The following is a 26,049-nucleotide window of genomic DNA, read 5'->3' as shown; positions in this document are numbered from 1 at the left end:
AATGATATTCTAACGATATGAAAGTAGATATTTTAGCAATTGGAGCACATCCTGACGATGTAGAACTGGGATGCGGCGGAACTTTAGCAAAACTGATTTCAGAAGGGAAAACGGTTGCTATCGTTGATTTAACCGAAGGTGAACTCGGAACCCGCGGAACAAATGTCACCAGAGCAGAGGAAGCCGGAAACGCCTCAAAGATTTTAGGGATTTCTGACCGTACCAATCTGAAAATGAAAGATGGTTTTCTTTTGAATACAGAAGAGTACCAAATGCAGATTGTGAAAATGATCCGTAAATATCAGCCTGAGATTGTTTTGGCCAATGCTGTTGACGACCGCCATCCTGATCATGCTAAAGCAGCGAAATTGGTCTCTGATGCCTGTTTTCTTTCGGGGCTTGTCAAAATAGAAACTCATTTGGAAAATGAAAATCAGGAAGCGTGGCGCCCGAAACATATTTTCCATTATATTCAGTGGAAGCACATTACACCGGATTTCGTGGTTGATATTTCAGATTTCATGCCGAAGAAGATTGAAGCTTGTCTTGCTTTCAAAACCCAGTTTTACGATCCGAATTCTGATGAGCCGATGACGCCGATTGCTTCCAAAGACTTCCTGGAAAGCCTCACTTACCGGGCTCAGGACTTGGGTCGGCTGTCTGGAGTGGCCTTTGCAGAGGGGTTTACGACAGAAAAATTGATTGCTTTCAAAAATTTTGACGGAATAATTTTGTAGTATATCGAAAAGTATTATATTTGCAACCTCAAACGGTGATTGTAGCTCAGTTGGTTAGAGCGCCGGATTGTGGTTCCGGAGGTCGGGGGTTCGAGACCCCTCATTCACCCAAGTTAAAACGCATTGATTATCAGTGCGTTTTTTCGTTTTCTAAGTTTAAGAATGAAATTCCCTATGAAAAATAAAATATATTACATTCTTTTTTTACTTTACGTAACTGTTTTATTGATTTCGTTACAAAAAGAGGTGCAATTAGAGAATGAGTGGAAAGCCATTATGAATGATTTTTTAATGGATAAAGGATATAGACTGTTAGGAGTTCCGACAGCGTATATGCCCCCATTTTATTCGTACTATCTGTTGATTTGTAAAAAGGTTTTTGGTTTTACTTCCTGGATAAAAGTGTCCTGTTTCATTCAGGCAATCATTTATTATTTTTCCCTACATTATCTTTTTAAGACATTTCTGAAAGATGGACTTCATCAATGGAGAATCATTATTCTCTTTTTATCGGTATTGTTTTTTCCGCCCATATTGGTAGGTAGCTTAAGTATAAGTTCCTTTTCCCTTTCAGTAAGTATATTGTGTGTCTTCTTTGCCTTACTTTATAAAATTTATGATGAAAAGGATGTGAAAATAGAAAATATGATTTATATAGCAGTGATAAGTATCGCAGGACTATATATTAGATATGAATTTATTTTTATACTGATATTATCTGGACTCATCTACTTATTCCTTCGAAAAATCAGCGTGCTTAATTTCATCAAGATTCTTGTCTTTGTTTTTCTGGCGTATTTACCTTGGACTATTAGGAATTATATTTACATCGGCAAATTTACCTATTCTACGTCCCTTAATTATAATTTTGCAAAGGGCTACAATGAGGTCTACGATATTTTTTCGAGTTATAACTTTCCTTACGCTCCTGAAACTAAGCGAAAGGAGTCTATAGGCCTCTTATACAAGGAATTGAAAGGTGAGAAAGAGGTAGATGAGCATCTGTCCGCTCTGAATAAAGATTTTATAGATCAGCATCCAGGTTTGTTTTTGAAATTAACAGTTCAAAAGCTTGCAATTAATTTTTTACAATTTTTTCCTGATTATAAAGGATTATCTAAATATCGAATTTATATTTTTTACAGCATATTTTTTGTGATTTTCCAGGCGGTCTTAATTTTGGCAATGAAAAGACTGAAAGATGCTAAAAACAATTACTTATTAATGTTTACATTAAGTTTTTATCTTTTTTCACTGTTCTTCTACACTATTGCGCCAATGCCGAGATACTTTCTGCTCTTCTATCCAATCTTTACTGTAATAATAGTTAAATCTTTTCAGGACGAAAACGGTTCTTATTTTAAAATTAGGCAAAAAAAAACCGCATCCTAAGATGTGGTCTAATTTTACTTATACTTCTTCGTCAGATTCTATCGTGAATGACCGGGTTTTGAAATCCTTGTCATGTCTTTCAGAAATTACATCTTCGCCTTTTTGACCGATGATAAAATCTGTTGATTCTTTAAACATTTCTTCAAAACTTTTAAAATCTTCTTTGTATAGATAAATTTTATGTTTTTCGAAAGTGGCTTCTCCATTTTCACCAAAGTTCTTTTTGCTTTCGGTAATCGTTAAATAATAATCTCCTGCTTTGGTTTCCCGTACATCAAAGAAATAGGTTCTTCTTCCTGCCTTCAATACCTTGGTGAAAATTTCATTTTCATGGCGTTCCTTGTAATCACTCATTTGTAGCTATTTTTCAAATCTTGTATAACAAATATAAAAGATTTCTTTTAATTGTGGAATTTATTTTTAATTATTTATGAAAAAAAGCGGCTTATCCATAAAGAAACTATCACTTAATTCAGATTTTCATTTTCTATCGGAGTGAGGTTCAGGATTTTATCTGCGCGTTTTGCACTGCTTCCTCGGTGCGTAATAATGATTGAAGTGCAGTTTTGGATTTCATTTTCAATATTTTGAAGGATGTTTTCTTCGGTTTCCGTATCCAATGCCGATAATGAATCATCAAAAATCAAAACAGACGGTTCCTTAATTAACGCTCTTGCAATACAGATCCGCTGTTTCTGTCCGCCGGAAAGCATCACGCCGCGCTCGCCAACCATCGTTTTGTACTGATCTTTGAACTCTACGATATTTTTATGAACATCTGCTTTTTTCGAGTATTTTTCGACCAACTGATGAGAAGGTTTGTCGATGGCGAATCCAATATTGTTTTCAATGGTGTCTGAAAAAAGAAAACTTTCCTGCGGAATATAGCCAATGAATTTCCGGTAGTTTTCTAAATTGTGATCTTTTAAATTTTTTCCGTCGATAAGAATTTCCCCTTCCGTAGGATCGATTAACCGACAAAGTAAAAGGGCAATAGTTGATTTACCACTTCCGGTTTTTCCCATAATGGCTAACGATTTACCGGCTTCAATTTTGAAACTTAAATTCTCCAGGGCTTTAATTCCGGTATTTGGGTAAACATAAGATACATTTCTAAATTCGATATCTCCTTTTATCGGATACACTTCATTATTGGTATTAATGATATCAGTTTTCATATCGAGAAATTCATTAATTCTCGCCATCGATGCTTCTGCCCTTTGATTCACAGAAGTTACCCAACCGACCATAGAGAAAGGGAAAATTAAGATATTAATGTACAGAAAGAAATCTGCAATCTTGCCGACCGAGAGCTCATTCGCCATATATTTCTGGCCGCCGATTAACAGAATGACCACATTTAATAATCCAATGACAAACAGAATAATGGTGAAAAAATAGGCTTCTGTTTTGGCAAGATCCAGCGATTTGTCCTGATAATCTTTTACTTTGGTTCCGTAACTTTTTTCGATATAACTTTCTTTCGCAAAAAATTTCACCACCCGAATTCCCGAAAAACTGTCCTGTACAAAAGTTGAAATCGCAGACTGGCTCTTCTGCATAATTTTCGATTTTTTATTGATAATCGAACTTACTTTGTAAATGAGAAAAGAAAGAACAGGCAACGGCAGAAGAGACCACAAAGTCATTTCTACATTCGTATTGAGCATATAAATACTCGTAATGATCAACAGGATCAGTAAATTGACGACGTACATTACTCCCGGCCCGAGATACATTCTTACGGCAACAACATCTTCACTCAAGCGGTTCATCAGATCACCGATGGTTGTTCTCTTGAAGTCGGTTAACGATAATTCCTGATAATGATTGTAGATTTTATTTTTCAGTTCATATTCGATTTCTCTGGACGCAACAATGATGGTTTGGCGCATCATAAAAGTGAAAAATCCCGTCAGTAATGAAGAACCTACGATAATCGCAACATAAATTAAAACCTGCTTATTAAAACCTAAACTGTTAGTGTTTGATATTTCATCCACGGATTTTCCTACGAACTGTACTTTAAATATATTGAAAAAATTACTGGCAATAATGAATAGAAAACCATAAAACAACAGGTTTTTATGTTTCCAGAAATAGGGATTAAGGGTTTTCAGTGCGTTCATAAATCATAAGGTTTTTAGCGGTTTGCTTGCCTAGAAACCTCTGCAAAAATAAGAAATTGAAAATTGATATTTTGTCGTAGTTGAGAAAAAACGGATGCTTGGGTATGATCGGAACAGATTATTGTTTGGTATAAATTACATCTTATAAGTCTCAACTTGGAACAATTTTATTATCTTTGCACCCTAAAAAGCTCTTTGAAATGTTAGGAAGAAGACAAATCCGTGAAAAGGTAGTAGAATCGCTGTATTCATATTATCAAAATCCCATTAAATTCGATGTGTTAGAGAAAAACATGTTCTCAGAAATCGATAAAATCTATCATCTTTACATTTACCAACTTAATTTTTTGGTGGCGCTGAAAGATCTGGCAGAACGGCAAATCGAAATCGGTAAAAATAAGTATATTCAAACTGATAAAGAAACCAATCCCAACCAAAAATTCATCAACAATCAGGTTTTAATTAAATTAGAAGAAAATGACGAGCGCCTTTCTTTTACTTCTAAAAATCAGGATTTAAAATGGGATATCTATGATGAATTGCTGGTGAAGACGTTTCAGAGAATGTCGGCCGGTAAAAGATATCAGGATTTTATGAAAGAAGAAGGACATTCTTTCGAAGCTGACCAGAAATTTATCGGGAAATTATTTTTAAGGTATATCGCTGAAAACGATGATTTTCATGACCATCTTGAAGGAAAAGAATTGAGTTGGGCAGATGATTTCCATATCGCCAATTCGATGATGCAGAAAACCATTGGTTTTTTTAAAGAAAATGAACCGAGCCATACTTTAATTAAAATGATTAAAGATGAAGAGGACCGTGAATTCGCCCGTAAACTCTTAAAACAATCCCTGAACCATTGGGAAGAAAATGAGAAAAAACTGGAAGGAAGATTAGATAACTGGGAGCTGGACCGTGTGGCTTTAATGGATAAAATCATTCTGATTGCAGCTATTACGGAACTCGATTATTTCCCATTAACGCCGGGAAGAGTTATTATTAATGAATATATCGAAATTTCTAAAGTGTTTTCAACCGACCGTTCCAACATTTTCATCAATGGGATTTTAGATAAATACACCAAAGATTTAAACAGAAGTTAATATGAAAAATTTTATTAAAATAGCACCACTTGTTGTGGCTTTAGCTTTAGTAAGTTGTAAAAAAGACCAGAGCGCAGATCAACTCGTCATCGAGCAGGGCGCTGCTCCGGTTGCTGAACCGAATATCGATTCTCACGAGGATATGGTGAAAGAAGCACAGTCTAAACCTTTAACCAACATTGCACTTTCTGAAGCGCAGTTCGATTTCGGAAAAATTAAAAAAGGAGAACATAAAGAACACACCTACGAAGTGACCAATACCGGAAAAAATCCCCTAATTATTTCTCAGGTAAAACCGGGTTGCGGATGTACCGTTCCTGATTATACCAAAGAGCCGATTCTTCCGGGACAAAAAGGAAAAATTACTTTAAAATTCGATTCTTCTAATTTCGACGGACTCGTTAACAAACAGGCAGAAATATATGCAAATGTAGAAAAAGCACCGATTGTGATTGGCTTTTCTGCAGATATTCAACCATAATTAAATTAATATAATGATAACAATATTTTTACAGGCCGCAGCACCGGAAGGTTCTATGATGCCGACCATGATCATGATGGGACTGATGTTCGTCGGGTTTTATTTCCTGATGATCCGTCCGCAAATGAAAAAATCGAAGCAGGAAAAAAACTTTCAGTCTGAATTAAAAGTAGGAAGCAGAGTAGTTACTACTTCTGGAATGCACGGTAGAATCGCACAAATTCAGGAAGATGGTGTTATTATCGAAACCCTTTCCGGAAAATTGAAGTTTGAAAAAGCAGCGATTTCAAGAGAATTTACACAACAGCGTTTCCCGGATAACGCTTCGGAAACTAAATAATATTTTCGAAAGAACTATTTATAAAGCAATCTCAGTGAGGTTGCTTTTTTTTGTTTTTCGGGCAAAAAAAGAATACTGAAACAGAGTTCAATAAACTTTTAATATAGTCAAGTCGTCAATGATTAAATGACTACTCAATTTCTTTAATTTAACTAAAGAAAAGAATCAGTAAACTCGCTACAAATATCCTGAAAATCGTTACTAAAGGATAAACCTGAGCGTAAGTTTGAATGGGGATATCGGAATCTAAATAATTCGTGCTGAAGGAAAGTGCCGCCGGATCGGTATAACTTCCGCTCATAATGCCAGCCAATTGAAGAAAGTTGATTTTCATAATAAACCGGCCGATAATGACCATTAAAATCAATGGAATAAAGGTAATTGCACAACCATACAATAACCAGAGCCAACCATGATACTGAATAAAATTATCATAGAAACCGTCCCCTGCATGAATGCCTACCGCCGCAAAGAAAAGACAGATTCCAAAGTCTTTCATGAAGTAAGTAGCCCCGGTATTAATATAAGAATGGATGAATGCGATCCCGCCATAACGCGATATCAAAAGCGCCACAATCAAAGGTCCGGCAGCGAATCCTAATTTAATAGGAACCGGCAAACTTGGTATTACAATCGGGATCGAACCCAAAATGACGCCCAATAATAATCCGCCGAATAAGGATAAAAAATCCGGTTCCAATAATTTCTTTTCAGAGTTTCCGATGATTTTTGCAACTTCTTCGATGCCTTCTTTAGAACCGATAACGCGTAATTTATCTCCGTAAAACAGTTCCAGGGAAGGTCGCGGCAGAATTTCTTTCCCTGCCCGGAAAACCCGTGTAACCTTTAAATCGAACGTGTTGTATAGATCAAGCTCCGAGAGTTTTTTATGAATTATTTTCGGATTGGTAACGAAAATGTTTTTCTTCAGAATCTGTTTATCAGACTCGATGAACAAATCCGACGACGGTCGGCCAACGGTTGCGATGAAATCGTCAAGATCTTTTTCTAAACCTACCAGCATCAGCACATCCCGGTCATGCAGTTGAACATCCATGGTCGGAGACTGTACGACAATGGTTCCGCTGTGTTTTAATCGTGAAATAACAATTTCTCTACCGAACTCTTTGATCGTTTGGTGCAGGGTTTTTCCAAAATAATACGGATTGGTAATCCGGACTTTCTTATGAACCAAAGGCAGCTCCCGGTTAATTTTTGATTTCCGGAATTTCTTCATTTCTTCATCCGGATTGATTTTTAATAAAAGTTTAGAGATGATAATGGTCGCTATAATTCCGAAAACTCCCAGCGGATAAGTAATCGCGTAACCAATGGTGGGGTCACCGAATTTCTTATCCGGGAACGAATTTGTAATTTCTTCGATCGTGTTTTTAGCGGCTCCTAATCCGGGCGTGTTGGTTACCGAACCACTCATGATTCCTACTAAATCTTCTATTTTGAGGCCGGTGAGATAAAAGAGACCTACGGTAATAATACCGCCAAGAAGAACACAGGAAACAGCCAGAATATTAAACTTTAAACCTTCATTTTTGAAAGACGAGAAAAAGGAAGGTCCGACCTGTAAACCAATTCCGTAAACAAAAAGGATTAAACCGAAGTCACGGATGAAATCTAAAATCCCGGGCTGAATCCGGTAGCCGAAATGTCCCAAAATTAATCCCGTAAACATCACTGCCGAAACACCGAAAGTAATCTTCCCTAATTTTAATCTTCCCAAAAAAACACCGGTCCCGATGGCGAGCATTATGGCGACAATAGATTGCGTTACCGTTGGGTTTTCGCCGGGTAATAAAAGTAATTTTAACCAATCAAACATCTTCTCTATTTTTAGTTTATTAACAAAATTACTGTTAAAAATCTGCAATAGAGAAATCCTTGGAATGAATTCTATCAGCATTTGGAAGTTGGCGTTGCAGGTTGGTTAAGCATTCATTAGCCGAATTCCAATACTGCAGCGTAAACACTCTTTTTTCTCGCAGAAGTTTCGATGATGAAAAAGAAGAGATTGGGTTTCAAGGGCGTTTTTTGGTTTTACTTTTAATGTTTTCCACTGATCGATAATGGTGTTTTTCTCCGCTGCAATACTTTGGTAGATCGTCAGAATTTCATCCGGGATATTTTCATCGGTGCTTTTATGATAGGTATATTTTAAAGGTAAAACGGCATTAATCAGCACCAATTCAACGAAATCTTTCGTTAAAGTTTTCTTGCCGTTTACAGACGATATTTTTCCGAAATTAAACCGGTTGTCCCAATATTCGCTGGCTTTCACTTTATGAAAGAGCTGATGAATATCGTCGATGTTTTTCGCATTAATGAGTTTTGAAAATAGATTTTGGTTTTGATGGTACAGAGACGCCAGTTGCGAAAGCCGGACTGTTGGAAAATTCGGCGGCCGGAGTTTTGAAAATTTCGGATGAATATAGAAATCGCGTAATTGATATTTAACTTTTAAAAACTCAAATTCCCGTCTCCAAATTTTGGATTGCTCATCAGTCGGTTTGTCGAGCCAGCCGCAGATTCCGAAGAAAAGAGCTTCCAGCTGCGTTTGATTTTGCCGAATTTTACTGAAAATTTTATAGTCGATGCTTTCTGCCAGTTGTTTGAAAATAAGCGCATTTACTTTTAAACCAAAAGCGTAAACCAGTTGCTGGAATAATATGGCTTCGTAATTATTTTGATGTTGTTTTAATGATTCCTCAATTTCAATCGATTTCTCATCTAGTTTTTTCAGTAAAGTTTCTTCATGAAAATTAATGGGGAAATTTTTAGAATTAAAAATGGTTTCACACGGAATAAATTGGGTTTCCTGTAACAGCGTTTTATATTTTGAAAACACATTTTCATCGATATAGTCTTTCAGTTCCAGGGTCGGAATATTCTTGTTTTTGAATTCTTCTATCTCAACATCATGGATGAAAACGACGTGGGCGATGATGTTTTCAAACTCGGGGTTGCCCGAATGTTTGTGAAAAATCCAGTCCGATGATTTTACATGAAGCTCTATATTTCCTGCGATCACCAAACCGTTCGTCTTTATTTTTGCCAAAAGAAAATCCGGTCCCGAGTCGAAATTCCACCTGCCGAAATCTAAGATCTCGAGCTCATTTCCTTCCACATCTTTAAAATCAAAACTGTTGAAAATTTTGAAATTCCACAAATATTGAAGCAGTTTTTCATTCATATCAGAAAACTTTAATTACAAAGTAACAAAGCAAATTCTGAATAAAAAAGGTGAAATAACTATATTTTAAAACGATTCAGCGTATCGGCATACATTTTTTCGTAGATGGGCAGAATGTTTTTTAGATCAAATCTTAAAGCTTGTTCTTTGGCGTTTTTCTTCATTTGAGCCAAAAGACTTTCGTCGCTCAACAGTTTTATAGTGTAGTTGCTCATGGCTTCTACGTTGCCGATTTCGGTGAGATAACCGGTTTCGCCCTGAATATTCACTTCGGGGATTCCGCCGGCATTAGAGCTGATCACCGGCGTTTCTGCGGCCATCGCTTCCAGCGCCGCCAAACCGAAACTTTCCTGTTCCGACGGAAGTAGAAATACATCCGAAAGCTGCAGAATTTTATATAAATCATTTACTTTTCCGAGCAGGCGAACTTTGCCAATCAAATCCGGATGATCCTCTAAAAACTCATTGACAATCTCCATATCAGGACCTTCGCCGATAATGATGAGCATTGATTTTATTTTTGTGTTGACATTCTTGAAAATCTGTAAAACATCCTGCACACGCTTCACAGGACGAAGATTGGAAACGTGAATCAGGATCTTTTCATCTTTCGTTGCAAAATGGTTGCGCTGGCAGATACTGTCCTTTTTAAATTCAGTATTATCAATAAAATTGGTGATTACCTGGATTTCTTTGGTGATTTTAAATAACTGTAAAGTATCTTTTTTTAAACTTTCGGAAACGCTTGTGATGGTATCTGATTGATTGATAGAGAATTCCACAGCATGTTTGTAGCTCGGATGCTGACCTACCAACGTAATATCCGTTCCGTGAAGGGTCGTAACCAGAGGAACGTCTTTTCCTTCTTCTTTCAACATTTGTTTGGCGGTAAACGCCGCATATGCATATGGAATTGCGTAATGCGCATGCAGTAAGTCCAGTTTATACAAATTCACCACGCGGTAAATCATCGACGAAAGCGCAATGTCATACGGTTGGTATTGAAAAAGCGGATACGTCTGCACATTTACTTTATGGAAAAAAATATTGGGATTGGTAATATCTAATCTTGCCGGCAGCGCAGAACTTATAAAATGTACCTCATACCCTTTATCAGCGAGCGCCATACCAAGTTCTGTAGCAACGATGCCACTTCCACCGTAAGTTGGATAACAGAGAATTCCGATTTTCATTTTATTTATTTTTTTTAAATTGAAATTACTCAATTCTGTTTTTTTATTAATTTTTTAAAGGCAAGTCGATTCTGGAAGAGGAATTGAGTTCTAAACCTATTCCTGCTTTTAAACGCTCATTCACCAAAACCGGAAGTTTCCCCCATATTTTCGTTTGTCCCGAAAACGCTTTTGCAGTCGCAATCATCGAATCATCATTGTTTTCATAAGAAACCAAAACTGTAGAAACACTGGAAATTTCAACATCTCTTAAAGCATAAGCAGAACCGAAAACATTTAAGATTACGTTTTGATTTTTACTTAAATCACCCAGAATTTTTTTGCTTTCTGCAGATATTAGATAAGGTTTGTAAGCCGACGAGTTGTCTTTATGAAAGCCTACAATTACTTTGGAATTGGCAGGAATTGTAGAAATTTCCGAAGCTTTTTTTACAATGATGGTATTGTTTAAATTTAACTGATCCAGAAAAGTCTGGTACGGAGCTTCTTCTAAAGGAACATAATAATACGTTTCCTTGCAGTTCAGCGGCAGCATTTTTTTATCATCTTTAATTAAAGTCAGTGCATTTGCGTACATTTTCTGAACGATTTCTGAATGCGTGGAATTATTTAAATCTTCATTAATGTTTGCCGGATTTCCCGGTGTATATTGGGTTAAACCAAGGTAATATTTTGTCAGTAAAATTTTCTTTACACTTTCTTCAACTCTCTGCTGTGGGATTTGCCCTTTGTCAATCGCCTGCTGAATCAGTTTTTTTCCAGTGGCCACATCCTGAGAAAACAGCATAATATCATTCCCTGCTTCGAACGCCAATGCGTCTAATTCGCCGGCTTTAAATCTGCTTGCAACCGCACCCATATTTAACGCGTCAGTAATAATTAAACCTTTGTAGCCCAATTGTTCTTTTAAAACACCGGTGATGATATTTTTGGATATAGAGGCGGGAACTCCTTCCTTTTTTTCGAAGGCAGGAACGTAAAGATGAGCGACCATAACGCCGCCAATTCCTTTATCCATCAGCGCTTTAAAGGGAGCGAGTTCTACCTCATTTAATCTTTTCAGAGAATGAGAAACGACGGGAAGATCCAGATGTGAATCCTGATCGGTATCGCCATGTCCCGGGAAATGTTTGATCGCTGCTAAGATGTTGTTATTTTGTAATCCGTTAGAATAAGCTAAAGCAGAGCTGATCACATTAGAAACTTCTGAACCGAAACTTCTGTTTCCGATGATCGGATTATTGGGATTGGTATTCACGTCCACAACCGGTGCGAAATCCCAGTTGACGCCCATTCTTTTGCAGTCTTCAGCGATTTTTGCCGCCATTTCTGTAATGAGATTTTTGTCCTGAATTGCTCCGAGTGTCAATGCCCAAGGGAATTTGTGTGCAGCAGCAATTCTTTGATAAACGCCCCATTCTGCATCCATCCCAATCATCAGAGGGATTTTTGCTTTTTGCTGGAATTCATTCACCAAATTAATTTCCCGTGCGGCGTCATCCTGCATCAGAATCAACCCACCGATTTTATCATTCACGACGATATTTCTCACGTTATTGATATAATCTTCTCCTTTATTGGTATACAATGCAACAATAAAAAGCTGTCCCAGTTTTTCGTCCTGAGAGAGCGTTTGGTAGGTTTTTTCTACCCATTGATTCGCTTTTTGGGTTTCTGCCGGTGAAATATTCTTGGGATGATATTGCGCATTTGCAATGAAATTAAAGCATAGGAATGCAGTTGTAAAAAAAGAGGCTTTTATCTTGATGTTTTTCATACTATTAGAAATAATGGAAACAAAAATACAATTTTTAATTTTTAAAACGTATTTCCTAATGGCATACAAATTGACTGACCAAACATAATAATCTTTAATCTTTTTTAAAATGAAAAAATACTTCACCCTAATGCTGATTGCAATGTTCGGAATAATAGCGATTAGCTGTGACAACAGAAACGATGACGTATTAGTCAATGACAACGATACTTATTCGGTAGTACTGGATATTAATAATGTGAATTTTTCGTATAATGCTCAGGATGGATATTTCATCAGCAGGTCATTTACAAAACCTTTGTATAATACAGATGTTGTGTTGATTTACAGAAAAACAGGAACTGCTTCAGATGGCTCTCCGGTTTGGCAGTCTATTCCAAGAACACTTTATTTAAATAACGGCAATGAATTGGATTATGATTTTGACTTTACCAAAAATGATATAATGATTTATGCCAGCGGAAATTATGACATTTCTACAACTCCTCAATATTTGAACACTCAGACTTTCAGAGTGGTTTTAGTGCCTGCTTCTTCAGGTGCAAAAAATGCTAATGTAGATTATTCGGACTATAACAGTGTGATTACTTATTTTAAAATTGATGATTCTAAAGTAAAGAACCTGTAAATTTTAATCTTTAAAATAAACATGAACCACAGTTTTTACTGTGGTTTTTTGTGCTAAAAGTCAGGTTAAAAGTACCGGTTTCGATTCTGTAATCGGTGATTTTTTAGTAACTTTATCACTTTAATAATTAATCAAAAACAGATAAATAATGAGTGTTCACATTGCAGCCAAAAAAGGAGAAATTGCTAAAACGGTTTTACAGCCAGGTGATCCTTTAAGAGCAAAATACATCGCCGATAATTTCTTAACGGATGTGAAATTGGTAAGTAAAACCAGAAATGTTTTTTATTTCACAGGACTTTACAAAGGGAAAGAAGTTTCCGTGGGAGCTAGTGGTATGGGAATCCCAAGCATCGGGATTTATTCCTACGAGCTGTTTACAGAATTTGATGTCGATACGATTATCAGAATTGGAACCTGCGGTGCATATACTACCGATTTGAAAGTTTACGATCTGTTAAATGTTGAACATGCGGCAAGCGAATCTACTTATGCAAAGTTTGCCTGGGAAATTGAAGAGGATTTGTTGTCTCACCAAGGAAACACTTTCGGGTTAATCAATGATTCTGCGAAAGAATTAGCTTTAAATTTAAAAGCAACAAATATTCATACCAGTGATATTTTCTACAGAAAAAATCTGGCACTTCCGGAGATTGCTACAAAATATAACTGTACGGCAGTAGAAATGGAAGCTTTTGCACTTTTCGCTAATGCACAGTATTTGGGGAAAAATGCGGCAACGATTCTCACGGTTTCAGATGTGATTCCTACAGGAGATCAGATTTCTGCCGATCAGCGGGAAACAGCATTGACGCCAATGATTGAGTTGGCTTTAGAAACAGCTATTAAAATGTAAAGAATTAATGAGCGCTATTTTCGTCATCCAGAAGATGACCGAAATAATCCTTTTTAGTTTTCAAATAAGCTTCACTTTCCTTTGTAGAGTCCATCTGCAAAGGAATTCTTTTATTCAGGCGGATGCTGCTGTCCGTTACAAATTTTAATTTTTGCGGATTATTCGTTAATAGATTAATTTCCTTAACATTTAGAATCTTTAAAATTTCTATTGCAACACCAAAATTTCTGTCATCAGCAGGAAGACCAAGTTCTAAGTTGGCTTCTACCGTATCGAAACCCTTTTCCTGTAAAGCATAAGCTTTCAGTTTATTGATGATGCCGATGTTTCTTCCTTCCTGTCTTAAATAGATGATAATCCCGCCGTTTTTGTGCATGAAATTCATTGCCGCATCAAGTTGTTGGCCGCACTCACATTTCTTGGAATGAAAGACTTCGCCGGTAATACATTCAGAATGAAAACGTACATTAATCGGTTTTGTAAAATCGGTGTTTTTAGCAATAATTGCCATATGAGGCATCCAATCTTGGTCAGATTCAGAAAATGCAATCATACGAAATTCCCCGTACTCTGTCGGAACGTTTGATTCTGCTTGAATTTTTAACATGGAGTTTGTTGCTATTTTGAGGGCTTCGAGGTGGAATCTTTTGAAATGTTGCTTTCCAGAAAAGTCATATTGGTTTTAATTCTTACCAGGTATCGGTTGAGAATCTGATCATCGTCCTTATTCAAATATTTCCTGAGAATCTGAAGGTTTTTGTACGATTTTTCGAAATTGCGGTGCGCGTTGTTTCGTCCGTTGATATTATAGGCATCCATAGCACCGATATAATCTTTTAGATAATATTTGAGTTTCGCTACTTCAGCGTTTACGGTCTCATTTCTAAACTTAGGAAATGATGCGATCAGATTGGTAATTTCAGCTGAATAAACGATGAGATTTTTTCTGTCACCGTAAGAGTACATTTCTTCCTGAACACTCACTGCGCCAATTGGGGAAAGATTGATCTTCTCCGCAGAACAGGATAAAGCGAGCATTAATAATATAATGTAGCCAAAGTTCAGTTTACACATTTTTTTACATTTTGATAAAGGATCGGATTAAGACTTTCATCATTGTACATTTTCATTTGTTTATACACTTTCATCTTAATATTGCCGTTCTCTATATCAAAAAGCAATTGGTCAATTGCTTCAGAAAGATCTTCTTGCTGTTCCAGTAAAGTGTTTAATTTTACGGAGCAATTTTTTCTGTGCTCATCACTTGCGGACTCACGTTGAGCTTCAAGTTTCATGTGATAGACTTTTAATGCTAAAATAGACAGGCGATCTACTGCCCAGGCAGGAGTCTCCGAATTAATTTTAGCGTCGACATTTGGTAAAATATTCTTATACTTCTCTAGAAACCAACTGTCGATATACTCCACCAAATCAGTTCTTTTCTGATTGGAATCGTCTATTGTTCTCTTTAATTTTAAAGCTTCAGTTGGATCGATGTTTTCATCACGAATTATGTCTTCCAAATGCCATTGAACGGTATCAATCCAATTCTTTGCATACAAAAGATGTTCCAAACTATCTTTTGAATAGGGATTATTTACTGGAGTGTCTACATTATCAGTAATGTGATAGTCAATTATCGATTGGTTGAAGACCTTCCACGCAGTTTCTGTAAAAATCATTAAAATCTAATTTAAGGGGTCGTAGAGCTGGAGTTGCTTTTTGGTTCTTCAGTTTTTTTAGAGTCCTCTTCTTTCACAGCATCTTTAAATTCTTTGATACCAGAACCTAATCCTCTCATCATTTCCGGGATTTTTTTACCACCGAAAAAAACCAAAATAATGATTCCGACGATTAATAAATGTTGCCAGGAAAGTGCCAATATTGTAAGTGTATTCATTTTTTAAAATTTTGTACAAAGTTATATTATTTTTTTAATTCACCCAACCTAATGGATCAACCGGACTGCTGCCATTCCAGATCTGGAAATCTAAGGTATAACTGCCGTCGAAATCTTCGCCGATTAACCCTATAGATGTTCCTGCTGAGACCTGCTGGTTTGCCGATGCCATTGTGCTGGAGAGGTTTGCATAGATTGTAAAGTAATCACCATGTTTTACAATGACGGTTTTGGAACCGTCTGCAGATGCAACCACACGGGAAACGGTTCCGGGAGCAACGCATTTTGCAACTGTTCCTTTTGATACCGCAATTTTAATACCGTTGTTTTCCTCAACAATATTTTTGAAAACCGGGTGAGGCTGTCTTCCGAAACGGTGGGTGATGGTGCCATAGGCGGGCATTCCCATTTTTCCGCGGTTCGCGGCAAAGTTATTTCCGATCGCTGCTGTAACGCCATAATTCGTCATTACTTTTGTTTCTGCCGCTTTCTTTTCATCATCGTTTTTCTTCACCATTGTCGCTTCTGCTGCCCGGGCAGTAGATGCTCTGTCGGCAGCGGCTTTTGCATTTGCGGCAGCTTCGGCAGCGTCTTTTGCGGCAGCCAGTCTTCTTGCTTCCGCTTTTTCGGCTTCTGCTGCTTTTTTAGAATCCTCTGTCTTTTTTGCATCTGCCAAAGCGGCTAGTTTTGCTTTTTCGGCTTCGTCTGCTGCTTTTCTTTCAGAGATTTCTTTCAGTTTTCTTGCTTCATCGTCTGCTTTCTTTTTTTCTAAAGCCAAGGCTTCCATTCGCGCTTTGTTCTCCGCTTCTATTTTTGCTTTTTCTCTTTCAGCAGCGATTTTTGCCACCCGTATTTTTTCAGCTTCTGCCTTTCTGTTTTCCTCTTCTTTTGCTTTTGCAATTCTTATCTCATCAGCAATAATTGATCGGATTTGACCTTCCAGCTGTTTAGATTCTGCCTGCTTTTGTTTCAGCTCATTGGTAAGTTGAACTTCGTTTTTCTTAAATTCTTCTAAGAGCGACTGTTTTGTTTTTTTCTCAGCTTCAATGGTCAACAAATCCTTTTGCTGATTGGTAAGAATCATTTCTTTGTCCTTTACAGATTTCTGTTTCAAGGTGATGTTTTCCTGCAGAACTTTTGCCGCGGTGGAAATTTCTGCCGCTTTTTTATCCTGATAATCCGAGTAATCTTTTAAATATTGAATTCTTCTGAGTGCTTCGCCTAAATTTTTAGAGGATAAAATAAAAGTTACTTTATTTTGTGCACCTTTATTTTTATAGGCTTTAACGAGAACTTCCGCATAGTTTTTTCTCAGGACCGCAAGTTCCCGGTTTTGGCGGTTGATTTCTAATTGGCGCAGGTAAATTTCGTCCTCAATCAATCGTTTTTCCTTTTGCGTATTGGTATATACCTTTTCGCGAAGGCCAATTTTCTTTTCGACTTCGTTTAGGTAAGCGACAGAAAGTTTTGATTGTTGTTGGGTTTTAGCCAGATTGGCATTGATGGTCGAAATTTGTTTTTTAAGTTCAGCATTTTGCTTTTGAAGTTGTTCTTTTTTCTGCCCAGAAAAAAAAGCGAACAGAAAAATTCCTATTAAAAAGCTTATTCTTTTGATCATTTAATCTCAGTTTTCGTATAATTATTGGGAACGGAATAAGGTGCTTCCATTTTCGAACTCTCAAATTTCGTATTTTCCAGTAAAATCTGGCTGTTTTTTGAGCCTTTTATTATTATTTTAACATTTTTAGGAAGTTGTATGTTTTCAAAATTTTCCCAGTTAGAATAGGAAACTTCGAGCTGATCAGGTGCATCTATTTTTTGCAAAGAAACATTCTCAAGATTCATTTCGTTATTATAAGTCAATGTAGCCGAATATTCAGAGACCTTTCCGTTAGTTTGAAAACTTAAATTTTTCTCAGAAGTTAAAAGGTAACCCTGAGCGTTTTTGGTGAGTTTAAAGTCTTTGTCATTAACCGGAATAAATGTTTTTCCTAATAAAAGATTTTGAAAAGCACCGTAATCGATGAAGTTGACATTCAATAGTGAATTCAAATAAGAGAAATCGGATTCGATGTAGGTCCTGTTCCATTTTTCATATCCTTTGATTCCTTCAGGAGTTGCAATTCCTCTTCCTACGTTTAAAAACAGGGCGATCATATTGATCCAGACTTTTTGATCTTTTTCAATATAAATGGTGGCGTCTAATGGAGGAATGAATTTACCTGTTTCTGCGGTAATCCGGGAGTTGATTTTCAATTGCTGAAAATCTGTCTTCTCATTAATTTTGCTGAAAAAATTAGCGCCTGAAGCAACCGGCGCAGTGGTGCTGATCGGATTTTCAACAGCCATTTTTGTTTTACAGGAAATCAGCGCAATCATGAATGCAGATGCAAGGATATATTTTTTCATTTGAATTTTATTTAAACTTTCGGGAAAGTTTACAATATTAACGCCAAACCACACCAATTGTTTCGTGTGGTTGATGGCGAATCAGTTTGATATCGGTTTAAAGATTTTTATGGTTCGAAAGAAAATCCAGAACAGAAAAGTCTCCCAGAGAGATCTCGCGGGCAACGCCATAGTATTCTGCCGAATTTCCGATCATTGAATTGCTTAGATTTCCGTGGTCGATCATGGTGTTTTCCTGGATCAGAGAATTGTCAATATTCGAGTTGATAATCTTCGTGTTGTTTCCGATAGAAACCCTCGGTCCAATTTTCGAGTTGGAGATTTCCACATTTTCACCGATGAAACACGGTGGGATGATCATACAGTTGTCAATTTTTGCAGAAGCAGGAAATTGCGAAACATTTTCTCTTTCGTATTCCAAAACTTTCCCGTTGGTATCCACGGTTGCATTTTTATTTCCGCAGTCCATCCAGTCATCAACTTTGCCCAATGAAAATTTTGCTCCTTTTTGGCGAAGATTTTCTAAAGCGGTTGTCAGTTGATATTCACCGCCCTGTTTAATACCATTATCCATGATATAATTAATTTCGCTCATCAGTTTTTCGGCAGAATTGAAATAGTAAATTCCAATAATGGCCAAATCTGAGACAAAAGTTTTAGGTTTTTCTACGAAATCAGTAATGAACCCGTAATCGTCTAATTTTACGACGCCAAATGCAGAAGGATCTTCTACTTTTTTCACCCAAATTACACCATCTGAATTTTTATCTAATTTGAAATCTGCTTTAAACAAAGTGTCCGCAAAAGCAACAACTACATTGCCCTGCATTGACTGTTCCGCACATTTAATAGCGTGTGCTGTTCCTAATGGTTCATCTTGCGTATAAACGGTTCCTTTCGCCCCCAGACTTTCTGCAATCTGAATTAAAGACGCTTCAACTTCTGCTCCGAAATCTCCAATAATAAAAGCGATTTCATCGATTTTTTCGCCGGCTACTTTTGTAATATCTTCAACCAAGCGTTGAACAATGGGTTTGCCTGCAATTGGGATTAATGGTTTCGGAACGGTTAAAGTGTGTGGTCTTAATCTGGAACCACGACCAGCCATAGGAACGATAATTTTCATAGTTTGTATGTTTTTTTTGTCTGATTTTTTATGATTGAAATCAATTTATAGAAAGAGACTTTTTTAATATTTATAAATGGGTGCTTCCGAATCCTCCGGCTCCCCTTTCAGTTTCACTGATTTCAGCAACTTCCAGCCATTCTGCGGTTTCATATTTGGCAATTACCATTTGAGCAATCCGGTCACCATTATTGATGTTGAAATCTTCGGTGGACAAATTTACTAAAATAACCCCAATTTCTCCGCGGTAATCCGCGTCGATGGTTCCGGGCGCGTTCAGTACTGTAATTCCGTTTTTTATAGATAATCCACTTCTGGGTCTGATCTGTGCTTCAAAACCTTCACTGAGTTCGAGAAACAGTCCGGTGGGAATTAATTTCCTTTCCAAAGATTTTAAAGTGATGCTTTCTTCCAAATTAGCGTACAGATCCATTCCTGCAGAAAGTGCTGTCTGATATTGCGGTAAAGGATGTTGTGATTTATTGATGATTTTTATTTTCATATTTAAGCTTTTCTGATTTTTTTTAAAGTTTCTTTTTCCACATAAAAAACAATGGCTAAAAATACGAATAATAATGAATTTCCTATAAGTAAATTGCCGCCGAGCACATAATAAGAGAGGAGCGAGAAGAAAATGCTTAAACTCAAATATCCCATTATTTTTTTCATGTGATAAGGAATCGGATAAAAATATTGACCAAGGAAATACGATACCGTCATCATCGAGAAATAGCTTAAAAAAGTTCCCCATGTTGAAGCCCAATATCCGTAAGACGGGATAAAATACACATTCACCGCAACCGTTACGGCGGCTCCTAAAACCGAAATATAAGCACCAAAAATTGTCTTGTCAGAAAGTTTATACCAAACCGACATGTTCAGATAAATTCCCAGAAAAACAGCGGCGATCAAAACAATCGGCACAATTGATATTCCAACATTATAGGCAGGATTTGCGAGGTATAATTTCGCAAGCCAATCCAAATTAACGCATAAAGCCAGCAGAATAATGCAGTTTACAATGACGAACATATCCATCAGTTTTGCATACGCTTGTCCGGAGTTTTCATTTTTAGCATGGGAAAAAAAGAAAGGTTCAATTCCCAAAAGATACGCTTGCCGGAACAAGGTAAGGAAAGTCACGATTTTACAAACTGCTCCGTAAATTGCCATTTGTTCTGTATTGGTTCCGTCCGGTAAAAGATATTTCAAAAACTGGCGATCCATCGTTTCATTAATCACTCCGGCTAAACCAGCAATCGTAATGGGCCAGGAATATGCCATCATTTTCTTCCAGAGCTTCCAGTCAAAAGCACCGATCCGTACTGACTTTATTTCTTGTGACAGCAGAATAAATGTTACGGCACTCGCAACTAAATTGGCGACAAATACATATCCGATTCCAAACTCTTTATGATAGGTAAATCCGAAGAGCCCTTTTGCTCCTAATTTTGGTAAAATAACGATGAAAAATAAAACCAGAAGAAAATTAATAACGCCATTAATAATTTTAATTAAAGCGAATTTTTTGGGGCGGCCGGTTTTTCTTAAAATGACAAATGGCATGGTAGAAAGTCCATCCAAACCAAGCACGAAAAGCATCATGGTTAAAAGGTTGATCTGATCAGGTGTTTTGAAGGCGACTGCTAAATCCTGTCGGAAAATATAACAGAAAAACATAAATAAAAATGACGCTGCGACGACACTTAACGTAGAAGTGGAAATCAATTTCCTGATGTCATCTTCTTTTTCGGCAAACCTGAAAAACGTAGTTTCCATACCGTGAGAAAGCAAAACAATGATGATTCCGGCCACCGAATAAAAATCGATAAACGGCGCCAATGACTGCGGACCAAATGCGTGAGTGACAAAAGGACTGATGATAAATGGGAATAATCGGATAATAACAGTGCTTAGACCATAGATCGCGGTTTGTCCCAATAATTTTTTATACAAAATTTCTGAATTTCTGCAAATATAATTAAATAGATTTGAGCTGAAAACATTTCAAAATTCAGATTACTCTAAATAAATTATTTTTTTTTGCCACGAATACACGAATCTATTTTACTCTGTTTAAATGAATTGCCGATTTTAAGTAGGTGCTTTTTAATTTAAAGAATAAAGAATATTCGTGAATTTGTGGCTTTTGATTCATTCATTAATTTTAATTTATTTGAAATGAAGAGGAAGCGTTTTTTAATCGTTTTTAAATATTAAATTTGTGAAAGCTGATTTCCGAAAGCGAATCTTAATTTTCCAAACCACTAAATCTCTCTCCCTGTAAAATGAAAATTGTAATTAAAAACGCCAAAATCGTCAATGAAAATCAAATTTTTGAAAGTGACATTCTCATCGAAAATGATTTGATTTCTAAAATCGGAAAAAATATTTCTGAAGAAAATGTGGATCAAATAATTGATGCTTCGGGGAAATATCTTTTGCCGGGAATTATTGATGATCAGGTGCATTTTCGCGAACCGGGTTTAACATGGAAAGGCGATATCGAAAGTGAATCCCGAGCAGCAATCGCCGGTGGAATTACGAGTTTTATGGAGCAGCCGAATACCGTCCCGAACGCAGTCACTCAGGAACTTTTGGAAGATAAATATAAAATTGCCGCCGAAAAATCATTCGCGAATTATTCTTTTATGATGGGCGGAACCAATGATAATCTCGAAGAAGTTCTGAAAACCAATCCGCGAAATGTGGCGGGAATTAAATTATTTTTGGGTTCTTCGACAGGAAATATGTTGGTAGATAATCCGGATACTTTAGAAAAGATTTTCAGCAGCACCAAAATGCTGATCGCCGTTCATTGCGAAGATGAAGCGACTATCAGAAAAAATACCGAAATCTTTAAAGAGAAATATGGCGAAGATATCCCTGTAACTGCCCATCATTTGATCCGAAGTGAAGAAGCGTGTTATATTTCTTCGTCTAAAGCGGTTGAGCTGGCAAAAAAAACGGGTGCGAGACTGCATATTTTCCATCTTTCTACGGCAAAAGAAACAGCGCTTTTCCGAAATGATATTCCTTTAAAGGAGAAAAAAATAACGGCGGAAGTTTGTGTCCATCATCTCACTTTTACCAATGAAGATTACGAAACCAAAGGGAATTTCATCAAATGGAATCCTGCGGTAAAAACCCAAATAGATAAAGACGGTTTGTGGGAAGCACTTCTGGATGATCGAATTGATGTAATTGCCACCGATCACGCGCCGCATACTTTAGAGGAAAAATCGCAAAAATATTTGAAAGCACCTTCCGGCGGACCTTTGGTACAGCATGCTTTAAATGTCATGCTCGAAAACTTTAAAAATGATAAAATTTCTTTAGAAAAAATTGTGGAAAAAATGTGTCATAATCCGGCAATTCTTTTCCAGATTGAAAAGCGGGGATTTATTAAAGAAGGATATAAAGCTGATTTGGTTTTGGTTGATTTGAACCAAAGTTACACAGTTTCCGAAGAAAATATTTTATACAAATGCGGTTGGAGTCCTTTCGAAGGAACAGCTTTTCATTCCAAAATCACGCACACTTTTGTCAATGGATTTCTGGCTTTCGAAAACGGAAAAGTTTCTGAGGAAAAGCATGGCGAAAGATTGCTTTTTGAAAGATAATTCTTTTCAAATCCAAAAAAGCTGAACCTGAGTTTTGTTAAATATAATCACTCTGAAAAATTTTTTACTATAATTTTATACATTCTTGAAACAATTCTGAAATAATTTCGTCTAATCTCATAAAATATAATCTATGTTTAAAAAATTCACTTTAGTTCTTGCTGCTTTGCTGATTTCGGTGCAGGCTTTTGCACAGAATCAGTTTCAGTGGAAAGAAGCATCAGGAAACGGATACACGTATAAGTACGTGACCAATGATCCCATGAATGCCCGATTTTACACTTTGAAAAATGGTCTCACTGTTATTCTGAGTCCAACCAAAAAAGATCCGCGAATTCAGGCGTACGTCGCCGTGAAAGCCGGAAGTAAAACCGATCCGCGAACCAATACCGGTTTAGCGCATTATCTGGAACACATGCTTTTCAAAGGAACCGACAAATACGGTTCTCTGGACTGGGCAAAAGAAAAACCGCAGTTGGATAAAATTGATGCGCTGTATGAGCAATACAACAAGACCAAAGATGCGGATCAAAGAAAAGCGATCTATAAGAAAATCGATTCTGTTTCCGGTGTTGCGAGTAAGTTTGCGATCGCAAACGAATACGATAAAATGATGACTTCCATGGGAGCGCAGGGAACCAACGCGTTTACGAGTTTCGAACAAACCGTTTATACCGATGACGTTCCGAGCAGTTCTCTGGATAAATATCTGGCGGTTCAGGGCGAGAGATTCCGAAATCCTGTTTTAAGAATTTTCCATACCGAATTGGAAGCGGTTTATGAAGAAAAAAACAGAAGTTTGGACAGCGATGGCAGTAAAGTTTTCGAAACCCTTTTTTCTGAATTATTCAAAAATCACAATTACGGGCAGCAGACAACAATTGGGACAGTAGAAGATTTGAAAAACCCTTCATTGGTAGAAATCAGGAAATATTTCAACAATTATTATGTGCCCAATAATATGGGCGTGATTTTATCCGGAGATTTTAATCCAGATGAAGTAATTGCGAAAGTGGATAAAGCTTTTTCAAATATGAAATTTAAAGAAGTTCCTAAATATACTTTCATTCCGGAAACGCCGATTGCGAAACCAATCATCAAAGAAATTACCGGACCGGATGCCGAAAATTTAACCATCGGTTTCAGATTGCCGGGAAATAAAGACAAAGATGTTTTGATCGCCGATTTGGTTGGGCAAATTTTAACCAACGGAAAAGCAGGTTTATTGGATTTAAACTTAGTGAAAAAACAGAAACTGTTGCGCGCTTCAGCTTCTACCTTTACATTGATTGATTACGGAATTTTATATCTGAATGCGGCACCAACCAACGGACAAAGTCTGGAAGAAGTGAAAACTCTGGTTTTGGGTGAAATTGATAATCTGAAAAAAGGAAACTTTGATGATGATTTGATAACTTCCATTATCAATAATATTAAAAAGGGTAAAATCTACGAATCAGAAAAATATGGCGACCGTGCAGGTGCTTTGATGGACGCTTTTACTTCTGAACTAAACTGGAGAGACCAGGTTGCTTACGTGAATGATTTATCAAAGATTACGAAAGCTGATATCGTAAGTTTTGCAAACAAATATTTAGGCGAAAATTATGTTGCCATTTTGAAAAGAAAAGGCGAATCTACTCAAACCGTTAAGATTGAAAAACCACAGATTACACCGGTGGAAACCAATGCAGCTTTACAGTCTGATTTTGTGAAAATGGTTGCAAATATGCCGAATTCTCCGTCAGCTCCTGTGTTTTTAGATTATAACAAAGATATCCAGAAAGCAAAATTAGGAAAAGCTGAAATATTGTATGTTCCCAATAAAGACAATCAGATTTTCCGGTTGAAATACCGCTATAAACTGGGTTCTCTCAACGATTTGAAACAGCCGCTTGCCTCGCAGTATCTTCAGTTTTTGGGTACCGATAAAATGTCTGCCGAAGAAATTTCGAAAGCATTTTACAAGATCGCGTGTAGTTTCGATGTTTCAACAGGCGAAGAATATACCACGGTTTCTATCGAAGGTTTACAGGAGAATTTTGATAAAGCAGTGAAATTATATGAAGATCTAATTCAAAATGTAAAAGCCGACGATGCTGCATTAAAAGGATTAAAAGAAAGAATCGCAAAATCGAGAAAAGATGTGAAAGCCAATAAAGGTGCTATTCTTCAGGGTTTAACGAGTTACGCGATTTACGGAAAAAACAATAAATTTAATAATGTTCTTTCCGATTCCGACCTGGCTTCTGTAACGTCTGCGGAGTTGGTCAACAGGATTAAAAATCTGAATAATTATGAGCAAACCGTGATTTATTACGGACCGGTTTCCATTAAAGATGTAGAAAACAAACTGAAAAACGTGCATCAGATTCCTGCCAAGTTTGCGGTGGCCGCTCCGGCGAAAGTTTTCAATCAAACGGCACAAACCAAAAACCAGGTTCTCTTTACCGATTACGAGATGGTTCAGGCAGAAACACGATGGATTAGAAATACCGAAAATTACGACCCTAATAAAAACACCATTATCAAAGTCTTTAACAATTACTTTGGTGGCGGAATGGGCTCCATTGTTTTCCAGACCATTAGAGAGAGTAAGGCGTTGGCTTACAGCACTTACGGTGTTTATATGCAGCCGCAGAAAAAAGATCAGGAGTATTATATGATGAGTTATGTCGGAAGTCAGGCTGATAAATTTAATGATGCCACCACGGCGATGAACGAACTTCTAACCACAATGCCGAATTTGCCTGTCAATTTAGATTTGGCAAGAATTCAGGTTAGAAAAGATATTCAGACCGAAAGAATTACCGAAGACAAAATCATCTTCAATTATCTGGCGGCTCAACAGTTGGGTTTAACTGAAGATCCCAGAAAAAAAATCTATGATTCTGTAGATAAAATCAATATGCAGGATTTGAAGAATTTCCACGAGACCCATTTTTCAGGGAAACCTTACACCTACGCCATCGTTGCGTCCGAGAAAAAAGTTCCTTTGAAAGATATGGAGAAACTGGGCGAAGTAAAGAAAATTTCTCTCGAAGAACTTTTCGGATATTAAATGAACTGAAATAATTGATAATTTAAAACTGCTTCAAAATTGGAGCAGTTTTTTTATTTTTTGGGGCGCCTTTTTCGTCCTAAGTT

The 26,049-nt window shown here is 36.9% G+C and carries 24 protein-coding genes and 1 tRNA gene; 10 read left to right on the top strand and 15 right to left on the bottom strand.

Going from position 1 to position 26,049, the window contains the following annotated elements; genetic code table 11:
• Positions 1-17 precede the first annotated feature (17 nt).
• The 3 genes from bshB1 (at position 18) to NBC122_RS03365 (ending at position 2,129) form a co-directional block, all read left to right on the top strand.
• Positions 18-737, top strand: coding sequence for a bacillithiol biosynthesis deacetylase BshB1 (bshB1, locus tag NBC122_RS03375; RefSeq protein WP_133439014.1), 720 nt, complete (start codon positions 18-20; stop codon positions 735-737).
• Positions 738-771: 34 nt separating this feature from the next.
• Positions 772-847: transfer RNA gene (locus NBC122_RS03370), tRNA-His, on the top strand.
• A 64-nt stretch (positions 848-911) separates the two neighbouring features.
• Positions 912-2,129, top strand: coding sequence for a hypothetical protein (locus NBC122_RS03365; RefSeq protein ID WP_133439013.1), 1,218 nt, complete (start codon positions 912-914; stop codon positions 2,127-2,129).
• Positions 2,130-2,147: 18 nt separating this feature from the next.
• Here NBC122_RS03365 and NBC122_RS03360 read toward each other — a convergent pair whose 3' ends face one another.
• Together NBC122_RS03360 and NBC122_RS03355 are read right to left on the bottom strand one after the other, a co-directional pair.
• Positions 2,148-2,483: a DUF3276 family protein gene (locus tag NBC122_RS03360; RefSeq protein ID WP_133439012.1), complete on the bottom strand. Its 336-nt coding sequence runs from the start codon at positions 2,481-2,483 to the stop codon at positions 2,148-2,150.
• A 113-nt stretch (positions 2,484-2,596) separates the two neighbouring features.
• Complete coding sequence (locus NBC122_RS03355) at positions 2,597-4,258, bottom strand: ABC transporter ATP-binding protein (protein WP_133439011.1); 1,662 nt, start codon at positions 4,256-4,258, stop codon at positions 2,597-2,599.
• Between the two features lie 200 nt (positions 4,259-4,458).
• Between NBC122_RS03355 and nusB the strand changes: the two genes are divergently transcribed.
• The 3 genes from nusB to yajC are packed head-to-tail and all read left to right on the top strand — an operon-like array spanning position 4,459 to position 6,185.
• Positions 4,459-5,364: a transcription antitermination factor NusB gene (nusB, locus tag NBC122_RS03350; RefSeq protein ID WP_133439010.1), complete on the top strand. Its 906-nt coding sequence runs from the start codon at positions 4,459-4,461 to the stop codon at positions 5,362-5,364.
• 1 nt (position 5,365) lies between these two features.
• Positions 5,366-5,845 carry a DUF1573 domain-containing protein gene (locus NBC122_RS03345; RefSeq protein WP_133439009.1) on the top strand — a complete coding sequence of 160 codons (480 nt, stop codon included), beginning with the start codon at positions 5,366-5,368 and terminating at the stop codon, positions 5,843-5,845.
• Positions 5,846-5,858: 13 nt separating this feature from the next.
• The gene (yajC, locus tag NBC122_RS03340) at positions 5,859-6,185 is read left to right on the top strand and encodes a preprotein translocase subunit YajC (protein WP_133439008.1); all 327 of its coding nucleotides are present in this window, start codon (positions 5,859-5,861) and stop codon (positions 6,183-6,185) included.
• Positions 6,186-6,333: 148 nt separating this feature from the next.
• Here the strand turns inward: yajC and NBC122_RS03335 are convergent, their stop codons facing one another.
• From NBC122_RS03335 to NBC122_RS03320, 4 genes are all read right to left on the bottom strand, one after another.
• Positions 6,334-8,022, bottom strand: a complete 1,689-nt coding sequence (locus tag NBC122_RS03335; protein WP_165983186.1) for a putative transporter — start codon at positions 8,020-8,022, stop codon at positions 6,334-6,336.
• A 105-nt stretch (positions 8,023-8,127) separates the two neighbouring features.
• Positions 8,128-9,390 carry a DUF2851 family protein gene (locus NBC122_RS03330; RefSeq protein WP_133439006.1) on the bottom strand — a complete coding sequence of 421 codons (1,263 nt, stop codon included), beginning with the start codon at positions 9,388-9,390 and terminating at the stop codon, positions 8,128-8,130.
• Positions 9,391-9,449: 59 nt separating this feature from the next.
• A complete protein-coding gene (gene bshA / locus NBC122_RS03325) occupies positions 9,450-10,583 on the bottom strand; it encodes an N-acetyl-alpha-D-glucosaminyl L-malate synthase BshA (RefSeq protein ID WP_133439005.1) in 1,134 nt (377 codons plus the stop codon).
• A 46-nt stretch (positions 10,584-10,629) separates the two neighbouring features.
• Complete coding sequence (locus NBC122_RS03320) at positions 10,630-12,360, bottom strand: glycoside hydrolase family 3 protein (RefSeq protein WP_133439004.1); 1,731 nt, start codon at positions 12,358-12,360, stop codon at positions 10,630-10,632.
• A 109-nt stretch (positions 12,361-12,469) separates the two neighbouring features.
• On the opposite strand from NBC122_RS03320, the gene NBC122_RS03315 reads away from it, so the two are divergent.
• On the top strand, positions 12,470-12,988 hold the full coding sequence (locus NBC122_RS03315; protein WP_133439003.1) for a hypothetical protein: 519 nt from the start codon (positions 12,470-12,472) through the stop codon (positions 12,986-12,988).
• 148 nt (positions 12,989-13,136) lie between these two features.
• The gene (gene deoD, locus NBC122_RS03310; protein ID WP_133439002.1) at positions 13,137-13,844 is read left to right on the top strand and encodes a purine-nucleoside phosphorylase; all 708 of its coding nucleotides are present in this window, start codon (positions 13,137-13,139) and stop codon (positions 13,842-13,844) included.
• A 4-nt stretch (positions 13,845-13,848) separates the two neighbouring features.
• On the opposite strand, the gene ribA is transcribed toward deoD, so the two are convergent.
• The 9 genes from ribA to NBC122_RS03265 form a co-directional block, all read right to left on the bottom strand.
• Positions 13,849-14,451 carry a GTP cyclohydrolase II gene (gene ribA, locus NBC122_RS03305; RefSeq protein ID WP_133439001.1) on the bottom strand — a complete coding sequence of 201 codons (603 nt, stop codon included), beginning with the start codon at positions 14,449-14,451 and terminating at the stop codon, positions 13,849-13,851.
• Between the two features lie 11 nt (positions 14,452-14,462).
• The gene (locus tag NBC122_RS03300; RefSeq protein ID WP_133439000.1) at positions 14,463-14,918 is read right to left on the bottom strand and encodes a hypothetical protein; all 456 of its coding nucleotides are present in this window, start codon (positions 14,916-14,918) and stop codon (positions 14,463-14,465) included.
• Positions 14,906-15,526 carry a DUF4254 domain-containing protein gene (locus NBC122_RS03295; RefSeq protein ID WP_133438999.1) on the bottom strand — a complete coding sequence of 207 codons (621 nt, stop codon included), beginning with the start codon at positions 15,524-15,526 and terminating at the stop codon, positions 14,906-14,908. The genes NBC122_RS03300 and NBC122_RS03295 overlap by 13 nt, the downstream gene beginning before the upstream one ends.
• An 11-nt stretch (positions 15,527-15,537) precedes the next feature.
• Positions 15,538-15,744: a Sec-independent protein translocase subunit TatA/TatB gene (locus tag NBC122_RS03290; protein WP_133438998.1), complete on the bottom strand. Its 207-nt coding sequence runs from the start codon at positions 15,742-15,744 to the stop codon at positions 15,538-15,540.
• A gap of 34 nt (positions 15,745-15,778) precedes the next feature.
• The gene (locus tag NBC122_RS03285; protein WP_133438997.1) at positions 15,779-17,362 is read right to left on the bottom strand and encodes a peptidoglycan DD-metalloendopeptidase family protein; all 1,584 of its coding nucleotides are present in this window, start codon (positions 17,360-17,362) and stop codon (positions 15,779-15,781) included.
• The gene (locus NBC122_RS03280) at positions 17,359-18,153 is read right to left on the bottom strand and encodes a DUF4292 domain-containing protein (protein WP_133438996.1); all 795 of its coding nucleotides are present in this window, start codon (positions 18,151-18,153) and stop codon (positions 17,359-17,361) included. The genes NBC122_RS03285 and NBC122_RS03280 overlap by 4 nt, the downstream gene beginning before the upstream one ends.
• A 97-nt stretch (positions 18,154-18,250) precedes the next feature.
• Positions 18,251-19,279, bottom strand: coding sequence for a sugar phosphate nucleotidyltransferase (locus NBC122_RS03275; RefSeq protein ID WP_133438995.1), 1,029 nt, complete (start codon positions 19,277-19,279; stop codon positions 18,251-18,253).
• Between the two features lie 70 nt (positions 19,280-19,349).
• Positions 19,350-19,781 carry a dUTP diphosphatase gene (gene dut, locus NBC122_RS03270; RefSeq protein WP_133438994.1) on the bottom strand — a complete coding sequence of 144 codons (432 nt, stop codon included), beginning with the start codon at positions 19,779-19,781 and terminating at the stop codon, positions 19,350-19,352.
• Positions 19,782-19,783: 2 nt separating this feature from the next.
• Positions 19,784-21,235, bottom strand: coding sequence for a lipopolysaccharide biosynthesis protein (locus NBC122_RS03265; protein WP_133438993.1), 1,452 nt, complete (start codon positions 21,233-21,235; stop codon positions 19,784-19,786).
• A gap of 332 nt (positions 21,236-21,567) precedes the next feature.
• On the opposite strand from NBC122_RS03265, the gene NBC122_RS03260 reads away from it, so the two are divergent.
• Positions 21,568-22,902, top strand: coding sequence for a dihydroorotase (locus tag NBC122_RS03260; RefSeq protein WP_133438992.1), 1,335 nt, complete (start codon positions 21,568-21,570; stop codon positions 22,900-22,902).
• A 133-nt stretch (positions 22,903-23,035) separates the two neighbouring features.
• Positions 23,036-25,963: a M16 family metallopeptidase gene (locus NBC122_RS03255; protein ID WP_133438991.1), complete on the top strand. Its 2,928-nt coding sequence runs from the start codon at positions 23,036-23,038 to the stop codon at positions 25,961-25,963.
• The last annotated feature ends 86 nt before the right edge of the window (positions 25,964-26,049 follow it).

Origin of the sequence: Chryseobacterium salivictor (assembly GCF_004359195.1) — a bacterium.
Lineage (GTDB): Bacteria > Bacteroidota > Bacteroidia > Flavobacteriales > Weeksellaceae > Kaistella > Kaistella salivictor.
Note: the sequence above shows the minus strand (reverse complement) of the source record. Positions and strands in the feature narration are given on the sequence as shown.